This is a genomic window from Paenibacillus brevis, from assembly GCF_018919145.1.
Taxonomy (GTDB): Bacteria; Bacillota; Bacilli; order Paenibacillales; family Paenibacillaceae; genus Fontibacillus; species Fontibacillus brevis.
The window spans coordinates 95,100-109,757 of the sequence record NZ_JAHLQJ010000007.1 but is presented as its reverse complement, the minus strand read 5'-3'; the positions used below and the strand labels follow the sequence as shown (position 1 = coordinate 109,757).

Genomic DNA, 14,658 nt, shown 5'->3' with positions numbered 1-14,658 from the left:
GCGTTCGCCTTTGTGAGTGGATTTCTACCTTATAATATTTTAGTTCAATTAGAGAAATCCGCGAACAACAGCGATCGTAAGCACACTTCACACGTTGCCTCCAGAACGTAAAATTCAGTAGTTCAACTTATATAGCAAAAAAATAATGTTAGGAGGCTTTATCAATGGAACTTAAAGAAATCAATCAAAAATTAGAAGAAACCAGAGGCAAATTACTTGGAATTCTTGACGGGTTGAGCGGAGATCAAATAAACAAACGGAAAGATGCTGAAAGCTGGAGTATTAGCCAGGTTTGTCAGCACCTCTTTAAAACAGAAGAGTTATATATCGTAGCCATCAGGAGGGGGTTAAAGAGCAAGGAAGATTCAGTTATAGAAAACAAGCCGGTTGAATCTCTACTTGATCGAAGAAATAAATTAGAAGCACCTGAAATTGCAAGACCAACCAATGAATCATTAGAGTATCAGGTGATCATTGAAAGTTTAAACAACACAAGACAAAAGCTGCATGAACTTTTAAATGCGGTAGAAGATCCATCGGTGCTGAGCAGAAGGCATTATTCACACCCGGTGTTTAAAGAAATGTTATTAATTGATTGGCTGAAATCCCTGTATGTGCATGAACAAAGGCATATTAAACAAATTAAAGAAATTATAGATGGACATAACATATACAATCAATCTATGTGAAGAACGGCTTTTCCAGAGAATTTCCGTTCCTTGAGATCACGAGCAACGATGGCAATGTCGTTCCAGTTAGCCTCCACTTCGATCCGGGGAATCAATCGTTTTTCTATGATGAGCTGGGCCAGCAAACTCAGATCGTCTGCGACTGCTTGACGAGTGGCCTCCTCACCTAGAAAAAAGCTGTACAAGGTTTTTCCGCCGCTGGTCACCAGATTCATCATATCGATGGTCGCGGTATTCGAAGAAGAGAATCCTAGCGCAACGCAAACTCCTTGAGGCGCTAGCTGCGGCAGCAACGCCGCTAGTGTATTGCCGCCTACGGAGTCGATGACAAGATCATACGGTCCAAACTGGCGGGCAGATAAAATTGCGGAATATCCAATAATCACTTCGTCGGAACCGGCCTCACGAACAAGCTCGGCCTTCTCTTCCGTGCTTGCCGTACCTGCAACGAATGCACCGGATTGGGCTGCAAGCTGATGGGCAAATAGCCCGACCCCGCCGGTAGAGCCAGTAATGAAAATGCGCTTACCAAGCAGCATTCCGCCTTTTCGGAGTGCATAAAGAGCCGTGAGCCCTGCCACGGGGAGGGTTGCTGCCTCCGTAAAAGAGAGCTTTTCCGGGATTTCTGCAAGCATCGATACAGGGGCGGCGACTTGCTCGCTCCAGGCTCCCATCGGGAGCAAACCAACAACCCGGGCCCCTTTTTGCGGACCTGTGCCACTCTTGGCCGGCTCGATGACAATTCCGGCGAAGTCCCAGCCGGGGCGGCTGGAAACTTTCGAATCGTTAGCGTCTTTGATTTCACCGCGATTGAGAGAGAAGGCTTTCACTTGCACGAGTGCTTCCCAAGGCATGGCTTGTGGGGGGGCAACTTTTTTGAATGCCAAATTTGACGAGGCTAGCGGATCAGTTACAATGGTACGAATCATAGGGTTTCTCCTCCATGTATGGTGGTGTGCCATTAGATATTTTTCATTTTCAATGAGGAGTATACTTTAAATACATGTTAGACCCAAGTGCAGAACTACACTTCATAAGAGGGGGAGAGAAGATGGATCTAGTTGCGGAGAATTCAAGACATAAAATTGTCGTGGGTGAAATTGAAGCGCTACGGATAAAACGGCAGCAATCGCTTGCCTATCAACCCAACCCGTATTTGAAACGATTTACTCAACAAGAGCTTAATGACGAGGCCTTTCCTTCGTATAAAAACTTGCTGGTTGGTCGTACCCGCCGTATACCGGCTCGTCAGACGATGATAACTATTGCAGAATATTTGGAGTGTACATCCGATGAGCGCAATGATTTGCTGTTGGCAGCCGGTTACCTCCCGATTCAGACCGAATTGGAGGGACGGTCGTTGGAGCTTGCATTGGAGCGGGCCCGGCAAACCATGAAAGACATTCCTTTTCCTGCGATGATTGTAACCCACACCCAGGACATCAAGGGGTTTAATGAGTCGTTTAGCCAATTGTTTGATATCCCTTTCGACCGTTCATATGACGGATTAATGAATAGGATCGATTTACATTTTAATTCGGACTTACCTATACGGCCTCGCTCCACTTTCGACAAAGCGTCATTCGAGAAGTGGGAAGAGCATGCCATAAACGGGATACGTGCCTTCAAGAGGGAGCACATGCTCTCGCGTTATGATAACTGGTATCAAAAATTGTTTGATCGAGTTCAAAAATATAATGTGAATGACTATCTGGATGTGCCGGATACAGAGGCAGGGGCTGACCATACTCAAATTATATTAGCCGAAAGGAAAAGCTCCGGTGAGCTTGTTCCGATTCGCTACAGACAGATTTCAGTTTCTGAAGGCAACTGCTTGTATCCGCAAATTGAGGTTTTCCTGCCGGTAGATACTGCGGCCCGTGCAGTATTCGAGAACCTGGGATGTCCCGTTGACTGTACACCTTTTGGGGCGGAGAAAGAAGGGAGTTAACATGGACACAATAGGGAGATTGTACGGTAGAATCACGGATTTCGATGGTGAGCCTCTTCAAGGAGCCGTGGTCAGATTAATAAACGATCAGTTTGAAGATATCTATCATACATTCACAGATAAAGCGGGATGTTATGAACTGCTTGTCCGTAAGGGAGTATATTACACCTTTTATGCATGTAGGGATTACAATGTTCGCTTCCTGGAGTATTGGGCATGGAATGTACCCTTGTTCGACGACTTTGAATTAAATGCAAGAATTGATGGCTTAGAGATTTATTCACTGACCGCTTTCCGCGTAAAAAGAGGCTTCCCTCAGTTAATGTTATATTTTAGGCCAATGAGTCTAAAAAGAAGTAAAGCAATAGATCAGTCCCTTGGTATGCAGGAGGGTTACAGTATAATTGATATCAGCCCTGATCTTTCAAAGGAAGACATTAAAGTGACTATAAATAATGAAGCATCAGAAATATATGAAGTGAATAAAGTGGTAGAATATGCCGGTGAAAATCAAGGAATCTATGCTTATTTAGTCCATGTCAGCACGAACAAGGCATTAAATATTTATGAATACAATCAAATTAATATCAAGTTGTTCGATAAGGAGACAAAAGAAAAGGGAGAAGGAGTTCTTTTTTGGAAAGAGGAGAGGACTTTATAGCATCATTATAAAAATACAATAAATGTGGGTGATTCGCAGATGTTTTATGTAAACGCAAGAGCATTTGTAGAACGTCAAATGAACAATACCACTGAAATTATTATGCAAACTCGGAATAAAAGAAATGAGCAAGCACTGGAATTGCCCGGAGGCAGATTAGAATTATATGAACCGATCCTGGAAGGTCTGAGACGAGAGGTATACGAGGAGACCGGGTTAACAGTTATAGAAGTAGAAGGTAGCCAAAAATATGTAGATACACGCGGCATCAATCCGGATTTCGAGGTAGAATGCCTGGAACCATTCTGTGTATATCAAACCATAAAAGGACCCGTGGACTCTGTAGGAATGTATTTTATTTGTAAGGCGGAAGGCAATCTGCTAGTAGTTGGGGATGAAACTAAGGATATAAGATGGGTAACCATTGACGAAGTCAGCAGATTGATGCTTGAGGATCCTAGACAATTTTCAGACGTTGACCGGGCTGGAATTAAGTATTATTTAAAGCATAGATTTGAGGAATAGTTCAGATATCAAAATCAATAAATAATATACATAATTTCAGGAGCGGATTTTTTGAAGAAGTATATTGAGATAGGGATCGGTAACACGTGGATGGTCAGAACAGAAATCGAGCATGAAGACGGAACAGAGACCGAAATAAAGGGTATAGTTAGACCTTTTAAATTAAGATCAGTGTATTTGAGACTTTGGATAAGAAAGAAGGTTTTCATTTTTGATCTTAAAGAAGGAATCAAGATTCAGACCAAGAGTAAAAAGAAGTTCAAAATAATATTTGGATTTTACGGAGTCTGATTTAACGCAAATAAAGCATATATAAAATGAAGGGGATTCTTCTCGAATCGTTTTATAAAAAGGCTGAATTGCGGGGTGGATTATGATTTATTCGGTGATGCAATTGATGGGTGGAATTATACTCTCTGTAGGTTTTATACCGCAGATTGTCCAAATCTTTAAGACCAGGTCAGTAAAAGACTTAAGCCTGAAGTCGTATTTGTTAATGTTATTTGGAATTAGTCTTATGGAAGTTTATGCGGTCAGTTTAGTGGTTGAAGGAGCAGGTTTGGCCTTTTTAATGACGAATACCCTTTCATTTATGATGGTTTCAATGGTTATCTTGCTAATATTACGATTTCGTTCACGCTAAGGGAGTCGAAAATGAAGAAAATAGTCGTTCTGCTATCGAGTATAATAATTATTTCGAATGCCGTATAAAATAGTGGAAATTATGAGACGGTATACACGAATGTAGCTAGCTCCCAAGGCGGCCCAATATCGATTCTGATGAATCTTAATATCGGTTCTATTACAGGAGAATATGCCTTTGAAGAGCTGAAAAAGGACAAACAAAATTATGAGAATACTACGATATTGTTGAATCAGTCGTGTGCGCAATTCTTGCACCCCTCCTTCGAATGGGGAATAATAGAGAGAAGGTTTGAGAAATCGATAGAGAGGGGTCCTTATGGTGTATACACAGCAAGAAATCGAATTCATCAGGCAGCATTCTCTTGACATGGACAAGAATCGGAGGTTTCCGAAGGCCGTCCTTGATTTTATTTACGACCGGCGTTTGTTTCATCTGTTCGTTCCGGATCAGCTGGATGGAAGAATGACGGAGCTGCCGGAGGCTGCTCGTCAATTTCAAGCATGCTCCAGGATCGACGGCAATTTGGGCTGGACGGTGACCATTGGAGCGGGCGGCGGATTTTTCGCGGCGTTGCTGGAGCACGACGTCAGCCGGCAAATATTCGCCCGGCGCGAGGCGGTTATTGCAGGGAGCGGGATGCCGACGGGGACGGCCAAGCGGGTTGAAGGAGGCTACATCGTCAGCGGGACCTGGAAATATTGCAGCGGCTCGACCTATGCAACAACCTTTACGGCCAATGCGGTAATCGAGGCTGCGGAGACGTCGGCTGAATCGGATCGCACAGTATCTGTACCTGTAGCGAAGGAAATTCGTGCTTTTGCTTTTCATCCGGAGCAGATCCGTATTCATCCGGATTGGAACGCTTTCGGCCTTCGGGCGACGGCCAGCCACACCATTGCCGCTGATGAAGTTTTCGTTCCGGAACATCGGACGTTTATGCTTGACAAGATGATGGGCTTTACGGACGAACCCATCTATCGTTATCCATTCCTGCCGTTCGCACAGGTATCCTTTGCGGCGGTGGCTATCGGCATTGCCGAGCATTTCCTCGAAGCAGCTGAAGCCTTGGCTGGAGAGAGAGGCGGCGAAACATACGTTATGGACCAACTCAAAAAGCACTCCGATGTCCTCCAGGATTCCATGATAACCTTTTACAAGAGCGTTGAGAACTCCTGGCAAGAACTGCTTCTTCAAGAAAGAATATCGGCTTCCACTGAAGGGGAAGTAACCGCTGCGAGCATCGAGGCGGCCAAAACAGCATTAACCTGCGGTCAAGCCTTGTTTCCGCTGTTAGGACTGGCAGCGGCTATGGAAGACAGCGAGATTAACCGGTGCTGGCGAGATCTTCAGACGGCATGCTCCCATTCGCTGCTGCGGAGCTATTCTTAAGGTGGCTTCCTGGGTTTTGTTTTATAATATGTCGGGTAATTGCAAACATAGAAAAGGAGCCGCGTCAGATGTCGATGCGGCTTTTTTGCTATGTTTCGACGAATAGGAGCAGTATCATCTGACCTGGATGAATATAAAACGAGTAGAGTAGATCCCCCCCCAGTAATAGCCCACCCGAACAAACTATAGTCAAGGCGCTAAATATAATAAAAGAGTTGCATTATTTTCCAAAATTCATTAATCTATGTCATGTAATGTAATAATATTACAAAATATTAAAATTCAAGGAAAACGAACAGATGAGGAGGAATGTATTGTGAAGAAATCATTGGTTTTCTTTATGGTGTTGGTCGTCGTTTTATGTTCCCTTCCACAAGCTCCGGCAAGGGCCGCGAGCGCTCCGCCCCCAACCTGGCAAGAGCACTGGTTCGAGCACAGGGAGCTGCTCAAGCTGGTGCACTATAATGATGAGGTGGCGGTTTATGTAGATGATGATATCGACCCGAATCAAATTGGCTGGATCTATTCGACGGCTGCCGATGTATGGAGATACACCAAGCAAACCTATGGCTCCATGGGCGGGGATGGCCGACTTTACGTCATTGTCCATAATAAAAAGTATAGCGGCGGCCATCCAGGCTACGCTTATAACGCCGACCACGATTACCGCAATGTCATCGATATCGGGGGCTCCGATTTCAAAAGTTCAACCGGCTGGAATCTGGATATCCTGGTTCATGAAGTGGCTCATATCGTAGAGTCTGCAACAAATGATACAAAGGGTTCCCCCGCATTTGGATTGTGGGGAGACAGCAAGTGGGCTGAAATCTATCAATATGATGTTTATAAAGCCTTAGGTTTAAACAGTGAAGCCCAGCGAATTTACAACAGCTTCACCAGTAAAGCGGAAAATTTCCCGCAAGCAGGAACCTACTGGTTTAAAAACTGGTATTATCCGATTTATAGCAACTATGGGGAAAAGCAAGTGCTGAATAGATATTTTCAATTGCTGGCTCAACACTATCCAAAGAATTCATCCGGTCATTATACGAGAAATATGAACATGGGTGAGTATGTGCACTTTATGAGCGGGGCGGCCAAGGCTGATTTGAAATCGCTTGCTATTACTGCTTTTGGCTGGCCTAGTCAATTCGAAAGTCAATATCAGGCGGCACGCCAGGAATTCCCTCAAGTCACCTATGGGGGGACGATTTCGGAGGGGGCTATCTTCTACGGGAACGCCAATTATGGAGGTTATGCCATAGCGCTTGGGGCAGGCTCCTACAACTACAATGAAATGGTAGCAGCCGGTATTGCAAACGATACACTCTCTTCGTTGAAGGTGACTCCTGGCATTAAGGTCACCCTCTATGAACATTTGAATTTTGGTGGCGCGCAAAGGGTTATTACAGCGGATACTGCATCTCTCGGCGACTTTAATGATAAGACGTCCTCCCTCAAAATCGAAAGAATACCTGTCGTTTATAACGATGCCAATTACAAGGGAGCCGCAGTCAGCCTGGATGTCGGCAGTTATAACGTAAGCGATCTAGTCGCCAAGGGAATTCCCAACGACTCGATTTCCTCACTGAAAGTGCCAAGCGGCTACAAGGTCACCCTTTATGAGCATGGCGATTTTCAGGGAGCAACCAAAGTGTTGCTGGGTGATACTTCCTACCTCGGTAATGACTTCAATGACAAGACTTCTTCTATCAAAGTAGAGCGGTCCTCTTAATTTCATATCATTGATTACGGGAAACTATGAATCTTTCATGGTTTCCCTTTTTATTTTCTATTTAAGAAAAGTAACTTATTGTTTAAAAAAACGGGGTAAGCTTTGTGTGCGGAAACCTATGCGGAAACCTATTGACGTTATCTAGATGACATGGTAATATTTGACCGAATAACTAACATGTCAGTAAACAAAATAGCATGTTAGTATGTTAGTGATTGCTTTTATATTCCTAATTTAAGGAGGGCATTTTGTGGATGTAACGAATTATGTAATCGGTCTCTTGATGGTGCTATCATTTTTTGGGCTCGTATGGTATTGCGTGAAGGGGTATAACCTGATGGTTGGTTTTTTCATCATGTCGGTGCTGTGGACGGCTATCGCTTTGATTGGCAATGCGATTGCGCCCAATTCCATGATGGAGGGGCAGAACTTCGTCTCCGTGCTGACTAATGTGTTCCAGACAGGGCCGGAAAACTATGGCAAGGCTATTCTTGTAAACGTTTTCTTCGGGGCGTTTTTTGGCCGAATCCTGATGGATACCGGCATTGCTGCCACACTGATTCGTAAAGTAGTAGAGCTGGGCGGAGACAAACCGCGTGTGACGATGTCCTTGCTCTGTATTGTGACAGCCGTTATTTTCACTTCCATGACCGGGATTGGTCCTGTCATTTCAATTGCTGTTATCGTGCTGCCTATCATGTTGTCCTTGGGTATTCCTTCCTCAGTGGCTTTATTCTCCTTCATGGGCTCCATTATGGCCGGGATCTTCGGAAATATCGTGAACTTCAAACAGTATCAAGCCATCTTTGCTACGGCTAATGAAAGCTATGCCAGCTATGATTATAATGCTTACTTTGGCTTTGGAATGATTGCCATGGCCGTCTCACTGGTCATCGTGCTTATTGTCGCTAACCTGGCTATGAACAATAAAAAAATCTCCCGTGCCTGGGCAGCCACTACACCTGAAGAACAGAACTCTAAGAATGCGCCTGCAATTTCCTGGATCTCCATTATTCTGCCGGTCATCGGTGTAGTAGTGTTCAAAATTCCGATTATTTTCGGATTTATCTTTGCGGGCCTGTTCGCCTTGTTGACCTGCGGCAAGCTCAAAGGCGGATTTGCCGGTGTATGCCGGATGTTATCCAAGCAATTCGCAGATGGTGCCATTGATGTAGCGCCGATGATCGGATTCTTGCTGAGCCTGGCGATGTTCAACAATGCTGCTACATATGCCTCACCTTATTTTAAAATTCTATTCGGTGGAGTGATGCCGCAGACAGCCTTGCTATTATGTATTGTGTTTGCCATCCTTACACCGCTTGGCTTCTTCCGTGGCCCGATGAACCTGGTTGGATCGGGGGCTGCTATTCTGGCTGTAGTCGTCTCGACGGCGGCATGGCCCGTGCAATTTTTGTATCCGTTGTTCGCTGTTACGACGGTTGCGCCACAGCATTTGGACGTTACCCAATCCTGGGTTGCCTGGGGGTTTGGTTATACCAAGGTTCCGGCTAGAGACTTCATGAAGATGTCTATTCCTTCCGGCTGGATGATCGGGATTATTCTCTGTGCCGTCGTGTTCGTAATGTACGGTAGTTTGGTTTAGTAGAGCAAGCCGGTTGCCGCACGAAGGATGGCAGCCGGCTATATAAGGATTGGAGGACAAACATGAGTAGAATTATTCGCATGGGAATTGACGTAGGGGGAACCCATACCAAAGCGGTAGCCATCGACAATGAAACCCATGATATTATCGGGAAATCCTCGGTCAAAACGACGCATGATGACCCGCGAGGCGTGGCTGCGGGAGTCGTGAGGTGCTTCCAGAATTGCCTGACGGAGAATCAGATTCAGCCAGAGGACGTTGTGTTTGTGGCGCATAGTACGACGCAGGCAACCAACGCGCTGATTGAAGGGGATATCGCCCAGGTCGGCATTATCGGTATGGGCAAGGGCGGATTTGAAGGTTTTCTGGCTAAGAGGCAAACGAAGCTGTCAGACATTGACTTGGGGAACAGCAAGGCTATTAAAATATACAATCATTTTGTCAATGTCAAAAAAATGACGGAAGAGACCGTGGTGCAAGTGATCGAGGATCTGGAGGGGCTGGGTGCGCAGGTAATAGTTCCGTCTATGGCCTTCGGCGTTGACAATGGCAGACCGGAGCAGCTCGTCTATGAGAAAGCAGAGAACAAGGGGCTTCCCACCACCATGGCATCCGATATTACGAAGCTATATGGATTGACCCGTCGTACAAGAACGGCGGCGATTAACGCCAGCATTCTTCCTAAAATGCTGGATACGGCCAATTCCACGGAGCAATCGGTTAATGAGGCCGGCGTGCATGTCCCGCTCATGATTATGCGTGGCGATGGGGGAGTCATGGAGATTAGCGAGATGAAGAAGCGCCCCATTCTCACGATGCTGTCCGGTCCAGCCGCTTCGGTGATGGGCTCTTTGATGTATTTAAGGGCTTCCAACGGCGTGTATTTTGAGGTCGGTGGAACTACAACGAATATCGGCGTAATTAAGAATGGCCGCCCTGCCATTGACTATTCTATCGTTGGCGGTCATCCCACCTATGTCAATTCGTTGGACGTCCGGGTGCTTGGGGTAGCCGGTGGTTCCATCGTGCGGGCTGACAAAAACGGGGTCATCGATGTGGGGCCGAGGTCTGCGCATATTGCCGGGCTTGACTATGCTGTATTTACCGACCCGGCCAACATCAGAGGGCCTAAGGTTGAGTTCTTCTCGCCCAAGCCTGGTGACCCGGCAGATTATGTAGCGATTCGGCTGGAGAGCGGGGAGAGGGTGACCATTACCAATTCCTGTGCAGCCAACGTGCTTGGCTTGGTCAAGGAAGATCACTTCTCCCATGGCAATGTGGAAGCAGCCAGAAAGGCGATGCAGGCGTTAGCTGATTACTGCGGTTCGACAGTCGAGGATATTGCTCGGCAAATCATGGAGAAGGCGTACGCCAAGATTGAACCCGTCATTTTGGCACTGGCGGACAAATACAAGCTGGAGAAAGATCAGATTTCTCTCGTTGGTGTAGGCGGCGGCGCAGCCTCGCTGATTGTTTATTTTGCCGAGAAAATGGGGTTGAAATACAGTATTCCTGAAAATGCGGAGGTCATCTCCTCGATTGGTGTTGCCCTGGCCATGGTTCGGGACGTGGTGGAACGGATCATCCCATCGCCTTCCAAAGAGCAAATCAGTGCCATCAAGATGGAAGCGATGAATAAGGCCATCCAAAGCGGGGCCACACCGGAAAGCGTAGAAATTCATATCGATATCGATCCGCAAACATCGAAGGTCACGGCCATTGCTACCGGTTCTACAGAAGTGAAAACCAATGAGTTATTGAAGGAATGCAGTGAAGAGGAGCTACAGGAAATTTCCGCAAGCGATATGCGAATTCCGGTGGAACGGACGCATCTCTTGCAAAAGACGGGATACTTTCATATCTTTGGCGAAAAGACCGACAAGCCAGGAGACACTGGAGCTATTCGCATTGTGGACAATAAAGGGTTTATTAAAATTCAGCGCGGTCGTGCGCTGGCGATCAAGACGACAGCCGGGAACTATTTGCAAGCGGTGAAGAAGCTTTGGGAGGATATGGCCGTATATAAAACAGAGCTTATTGCCCGGCCTGACTATTATTTGTGTATCGGGGCGAGAGTCATGGACTTCACGGCATCCGAATTCGAGCAGCTAGAACTGCTGATGGATATCGAGGTGTCCACCTTCGAGCCAGATACGGAAATTATCGTGGTAGCCGCCAATATGAAGCAAAGCTAAGATCATCCGAGAAAGGGAGGGGCTATGAGGATGCACGTTTGCTTGCCGAGAAGATGAAGATCAAGGTCCGATTTGAGCCATCTTCTATAACAGGACACCGGATTTGTTCGCCTGTTATACGCCGCCGGATCACATCGTCATTATGAATGAACCCATACGCAAGGCGGCGTTATCGGTATCACAAGTGGCCCCGGGTTTGGTTGAACTATTCCGGCAAGATGATATAATGAATACTATCTTGGGGCATGAAATTTTTCATACTGTAGAAGAACGGTTTGAATCGGAAATCTCCGGGGCGGAGAGCATATATCGTGACGTTCTAGGAGTAGGTTCAGGAAGGTGTAGGGAAGCCGTTGAAGATCATGAATAACAGCAGCTCATTAAACGATGTAACTTACAATAAAATCAAAGAAGACATTATGAATATGGCGCTCGAGCCAGGGATGGACGTCAGTGTGCAGAAGCTGTCCGAACGTTATGGCGTCAGCCGGACGCCCGTCCGGGAGGCGGTTGTACGCTTGCAGCAGTCCGGGTTGGTGGAGATTTATCCGCAACGCAAAACGGTGGTGTCCAGGATTGATCTGCAGCGAGTTCGTGAGGAATGGTTCATCCGCACTTCGCTGGAAGCCGCGGTGGTGGATGATTTTATTCGCAAATGCAGTGAACTGGTTGCGGATACGATGCAGGAACTAATTAACAAGCAGAAGAAGTATACGGACAAAAAGCATTTTATCGAGTTTTATCATAAGGACAATCGCTTCCACCAGTTGATCTTCGAGACAGCAGGAGTATCGCTTGCCTGGTATACCATCGAAGAGGTGGCATCCCACTATAACCGGATTTGTCTGCTGTATGGCAAAATGGAGGGGGCGCGGCAATCCCATATTTCTCAGCATGAGGACATGGTGGCCGCCATTCGCCGTCGCGATGCCGAGGCCCTGCGCCAAGCTGTGAAGGAGCACTCGGGCAGTCTGCTGGAGCAAGTGAATAGTATGTCCAAGCAGTACCCTCAATTCTTTTAATAAAACAAACAAGGTCCAGCCAAGGGAAATCCCAGGCTGGACCTTGTTGCTTTTAGGCTTGAATATTATTGCTGCCAGTCGACCGTAATGGTACCAACTCCGCTTGCTGGGGCGGTGTAGGTATGATTAGACCCGCCTTCCCAAGTGACGACGGTGCCATTTTTCTTGATAAATTTGAATTGCAGGTTTGTTCCGGCAGGCACGCTTACATCATAGTACCAGGACGGATAGGTGGTAATGATCTGATTGAAGAACGGACCAATTGCTTTGTCCGGGTCCCAGTTGCCTAGCTCGGCAGTATTACCTGTCAAGTAAACATTTTCACCGAAAGCGGTGGTAGCGTTATTTACGACGAAGCGGACCGATACCTGATCTCCGGTCAGCAGGTTGAAGCTATTGTAGCTATTGCTGTCCACGGAGCTTGCAGTGCGAACCTTGATGCTCTGCTCGCCAGCAGTAGCTGCAGGAACAATCACTTGAATCTGGGTATCCTCCCATCCTGTGATCTGGCTGCCGATGACCGCTGTTGTGCCAAAGTAGACCGTACCTTTGGTATTCCCGAAACCGCGTCCGTCAATTGTCAGTGTTGTGCCGGCTTTGCCCAAATCCGGTCCGATATTGCCGATGATAGGAGCCGTCTCGTTAGCCGCAAATTGCCATACGGCGGCAGCTCCCGCAGGCAAGGTAAATGCAGTAACGGCACCTGCAGAATTAACGGTGATGCTATTACCATTTAACAATCCCCCCAGTTCATCTGCATAGGTGCCAGCGGGAAGCGAGGTTTGCAGACCGGTAATGGATGCCGATGCCGTTTCACTGCGGTTAATGGCAATCAGGGCCGTGCTGCTGCCGAAGTTACGCTCATAAATATAGACGTCGTTATTGATCCAGCGCTCTTGCGTGCTGCCATAGGCGATGGCCGGATTGGACTTGCGAAGCGGGGCCAGCTTGCCGATAACTTGGTAAGCGGTGGTATCTGTCGAGTAGCCGGTCATGAAGGAGCGGTTCGCCGGATCCCCATTGCCGGACATGTATTGTTCTGTACCGTAATAGATAGCCGGTACGCCACGTGAGGTAAGCGTGAAGGCCAGTGCTTGCTCTAAGCGGCGATTGTTATTTCCAAGCTTAAATCGATCCATGTCATGGTTGTCAATGAAAGTAACCTGATCCTGGATATGCGTGTAATCGCCTTCGGTTTCGACCAGCATGTTGTTCAGTCCGTACATATTATCGCTATTATCGCGGAACACCTGGCGTACCTTTTGTCCAAAACGAAAATCGAGCAGACTCATACCGGATTCATTAGCAAAGTCAATATTGTTGGGATCATATTCGCCTACGCCAAGGAACCATTCGCCGAAGGTAAATACGGGTTCATAGTTGGAGATATATGACATCCAGTTCTTCTGCCAGCCTGGAGGCATATGCTTGACCGCATCTACCCGGATACCGTCTATGCCCATATCGAGCCAGAGCTTGATGGCCTCTTTGAAGTAGGTATCTGTTGTGTTATTGTGGTGGTTGATGTCAGCCAAATCATATAGATTCCGATAGATGCCGTCCTCCAGGGAGGAGAAATCGGTTCCCATATTATGATGGAAGATACCGTTTGTATCTGCGGTATAACCGGCAACCAGATTGCCATTATCGTAAAGCTTGCCATTTTCTGCGAAGGATGGCTGTGTCTCGGATGCAGGTGAGGTGTGATTCGGAGCAAAATCGATGATAACTTTGATGTTATTGGCGTGAGCCGTATTAATCAGATTCTGGAAGTCGCTCATGCTGCCGAACGCCGGATTGGTCCGCTTGAAATCCCGTGCCCAATAACCATGATAGGCGGTACTGTTTTCGCCCGAGTAGTTGATAATGCTGTAGATGTTCTCTACAGGCTGGGAAATCCACAGTGCGCTGACGCCCATTCCTGCAAAGTAGCCATCGTTGATTTTATCAATAATTCCTTGCCAGTCTCCGCCACAGTATAGCTTGAGGCTTGTACACCCTGGGGAGTAAGCTCCCCCGGTTGGGTTGTTGGAAGTATCCCCGTCGGCAAAACGGTCAGTTACAATCTGATAGATAACATCAGTGGAGAAGCCCTGCTTGTTAAGAACCGAGGTGTCAGGTGCTGCACTTGCTGAAGGAATGGCCATGAACGGATTAAGCCATGCGGTGAGAAGAAAGGTGGAAGCAATCACTGCAATCATTGATTTTCTAATCATCCATTTCATTGATCAAGCCGCCTTTC

General features: G+C 46.8%; 13 protein-coding genes. 11 read left to right on the top strand and 2 right to left on the bottom strand.

Annotated features, from left to right (window positions below; all coding sequences use genetic code 11):
• Positions 1–164 precede the first annotated feature (164 nt).
• Positions 165–689, top strand: a complete 525-nt coding sequence (locus KQJ23_RS09800; RefSeq protein ID WP_216478651.1) for a DinB family protein — start codon at positions 165–167, stop codon at positions 687–689.
• On the opposite strand, the gene KQJ23_RS09795 is transcribed toward KQJ23_RS09800, so the two are convergent.
• A complete protein-coding gene (locus KQJ23_RS09795; RefSeq protein ID WP_216478650.1) occupies positions 677–1,618 on the bottom strand; it encodes a zinc-binding dehydrogenase in 942 nt (313 codons plus the stop codon). The two genes, KQJ23_RS09800 and KQJ23_RS09795, sit on opposite strands and share 13 nt — an antisense overlap.
• A gap of 122 nt (positions 1,619–1,740) precedes the next feature.
• On the opposite strand from KQJ23_RS09795, the gene KQJ23_RS09790 reads away from it, so the two are divergent.
• The 10 genes from KQJ23_RS09790 to KQJ23_RS09745 all read left to right on the top strand — a co-directional run bounded on the left by KQJ23_RS09790 (position 1,741) and on the right by KQJ23_RS09745 (position 12,416).
• Positions 1,741–2,640, top strand: coding sequence for a hypothetical protein (locus tag KQJ23_RS09790; RefSeq protein ID WP_216478649.1), 900 nt, complete (start codon positions 1,741–1,743; stop codon positions 2,638–2,640).
• Position 2,641: 1 nt separating this feature from the next.
• Positions 2,642–3,301: a carboxypeptidase-like regulatory domain-containing protein gene (locus KQJ23_RS09785; RefSeq protein WP_216478648.1), complete on the top strand. Its 660-nt coding sequence runs from the start codon at positions 2,642–2,644 to the stop codon at positions 3,299–3,301.
• 24 nt (positions 3,302–3,325) lie between these two features.
• Positions 3,326–3,826 (top strand): NUDIX hydrolase, encoded by a 501-nt coding sequence (locus tag KQJ23_RS09780; protein WP_346779374.1) that lies wholly within the window; start codon positions 3,326–3,328, stop codon positions 3,824–3,826.
• A 51-nt stretch (positions 3,827–3,877) separates the two neighbouring features.
• Positions 3,878–4,117, top strand: coding sequence for a DUF3977 family protein (locus KQJ23_RS09775; RefSeq protein ID WP_283571170.1), 240 nt, complete (start codon positions 3,878–3,880; stop codon positions 4,115–4,117).
• A gap of 82 nt (positions 4,118–4,199) precedes the next feature.
• Positions 4,200–4,469 carry a PQ-loop domain-containing transporter gene (locus KQJ23_RS09770; RefSeq protein WP_216478647.1) on the top strand — a complete coding sequence of 90 codons (270 nt, stop codon included), beginning with the start codon at positions 4,200–4,202 and terminating at the stop codon, positions 4,467–4,469.
• Positions 4,470–4,787: 318 nt separating this feature from the next.
• A complete protein-coding gene (locus KQJ23_RS09765) occupies positions 4,788–5,861 on the top strand; it encodes an acyl-CoA dehydrogenase family protein (protein ID WP_216478646.1) in 1,074 nt (357 codons plus the stop codon).
• Between the two features lie 316 nt (positions 5,862–6,177).
• Positions 6,178–7,596, top strand: coding sequence for a beta/gamma crystallin-related protein (locus KQJ23_RS09760; protein WP_216478645.1), 1,419 nt, complete (start codon positions 6,178–6,180; stop codon positions 7,594–7,596).
• Between the two features lie 250 nt (positions 7,597–7,846).
• Entirely contained in the window at positions 7,847–9,199 is a 1,353-nt protein-coding gene (locus KQJ23_RS09755) for a citrate transporter (RefSeq protein WP_216478644.1), read from the top strand.
• 62 nt (positions 9,200–9,261) lie between these two features.
• Positions 9,262–11,394 carry a hydantoinase/oxoprolinase family protein gene (locus KQJ23_RS09750; RefSeq protein ID WP_216478643.1) on the top strand — a complete coding sequence of 711 codons (2,133 nt, stop codon included), beginning with the start codon at positions 9,262–9,264 and terminating at the stop codon, positions 11,392–11,394.
• Positions 11,395–11,756: 362 nt separating this feature from the next.
• Entirely contained in the window at positions 11,757–12,416 is a 660-nt protein-coding gene (locus tag KQJ23_RS09745) for a GntR family transcriptional regulator (RefSeq protein ID WP_216478642.1), read from the top strand.
• Between the two features lie 65 nt (positions 12,417–12,481).
• Here KQJ23_RS09745 and KQJ23_RS09740 read toward each other — a convergent pair whose 3' ends face one another.
• The gene (locus KQJ23_RS09740) at positions 12,482–14,563 is read right to left on the bottom strand and encodes an alpha-amylase family glycosyl hydrolase (RefSeq protein ID WP_249529658.1); all 2,082 of its coding nucleotides are present in this window, start codon (positions 14,561–14,563) and stop codon (positions 12,482–12,484) included.
• Positions 14,564–14,658: the final 95 nt, after the last annotated feature.

Coding starts and splice junctions, on each gene's coding strand:
- KQJ23_RS09800 (WP_216478651.1), top strand. CDS start 165: ATGGAACTTAAAGAAATCAATCAAAAATTAGAAGAAACCAGAGGCAAA.
- KQJ23_RS09795 (WP_216478650.1), bottom strand. CDS start 1,618: ATGATTCGTACCATTGTAACTGATCCGCTAGCCTCGTCAAATTTGGCA.
- KQJ23_RS09790 (WP_216478649.1), top strand. CDS start 1,741: ATGGATCTAGTTGCGGAGAATTCAAGACATAAAATTGTCGTGGGTGAA.
- KQJ23_RS09785 (WP_216478648.1), top strand. CDS start 2,642: ATGGACACAATAGGGAGATTGTACGGTAGAATCACGGATTTCGATGGT.
- KQJ23_RS09770 (WP_216478647.1), top strand. CDS start 4,200: ATGATTTATTCGGTGATGCAATTGATGGGTGGAATTATACTCTCTGTA.
- KQJ23_RS09765 (WP_216478646.1), top strand. CDS start 4,788: ATGGTGTATACACAGCAAGAAATCGAATTCATCAGGCAGCATTCTCTT.
- KQJ23_RS09750 (WP_216478643.1), top strand. CDS start 9,262: ATGAGTAGAATTATTCGCATGGGAATTGACGTAGGGGGAACCCATACC.
- KQJ23_RS09745 (WP_216478642.1), top strand. CDS start 11,757: ATGAATAACAGCAGCTCATTAAACGATGTAACTTACAATAAAATCAAA.
- KQJ23_RS09740 (WP_249529658.1), bottom strand. CDS start 14,563: ATGGCCATTCCTTCAGCAAGTGCAGCACCTGACACCTCGGTTCTTAAC.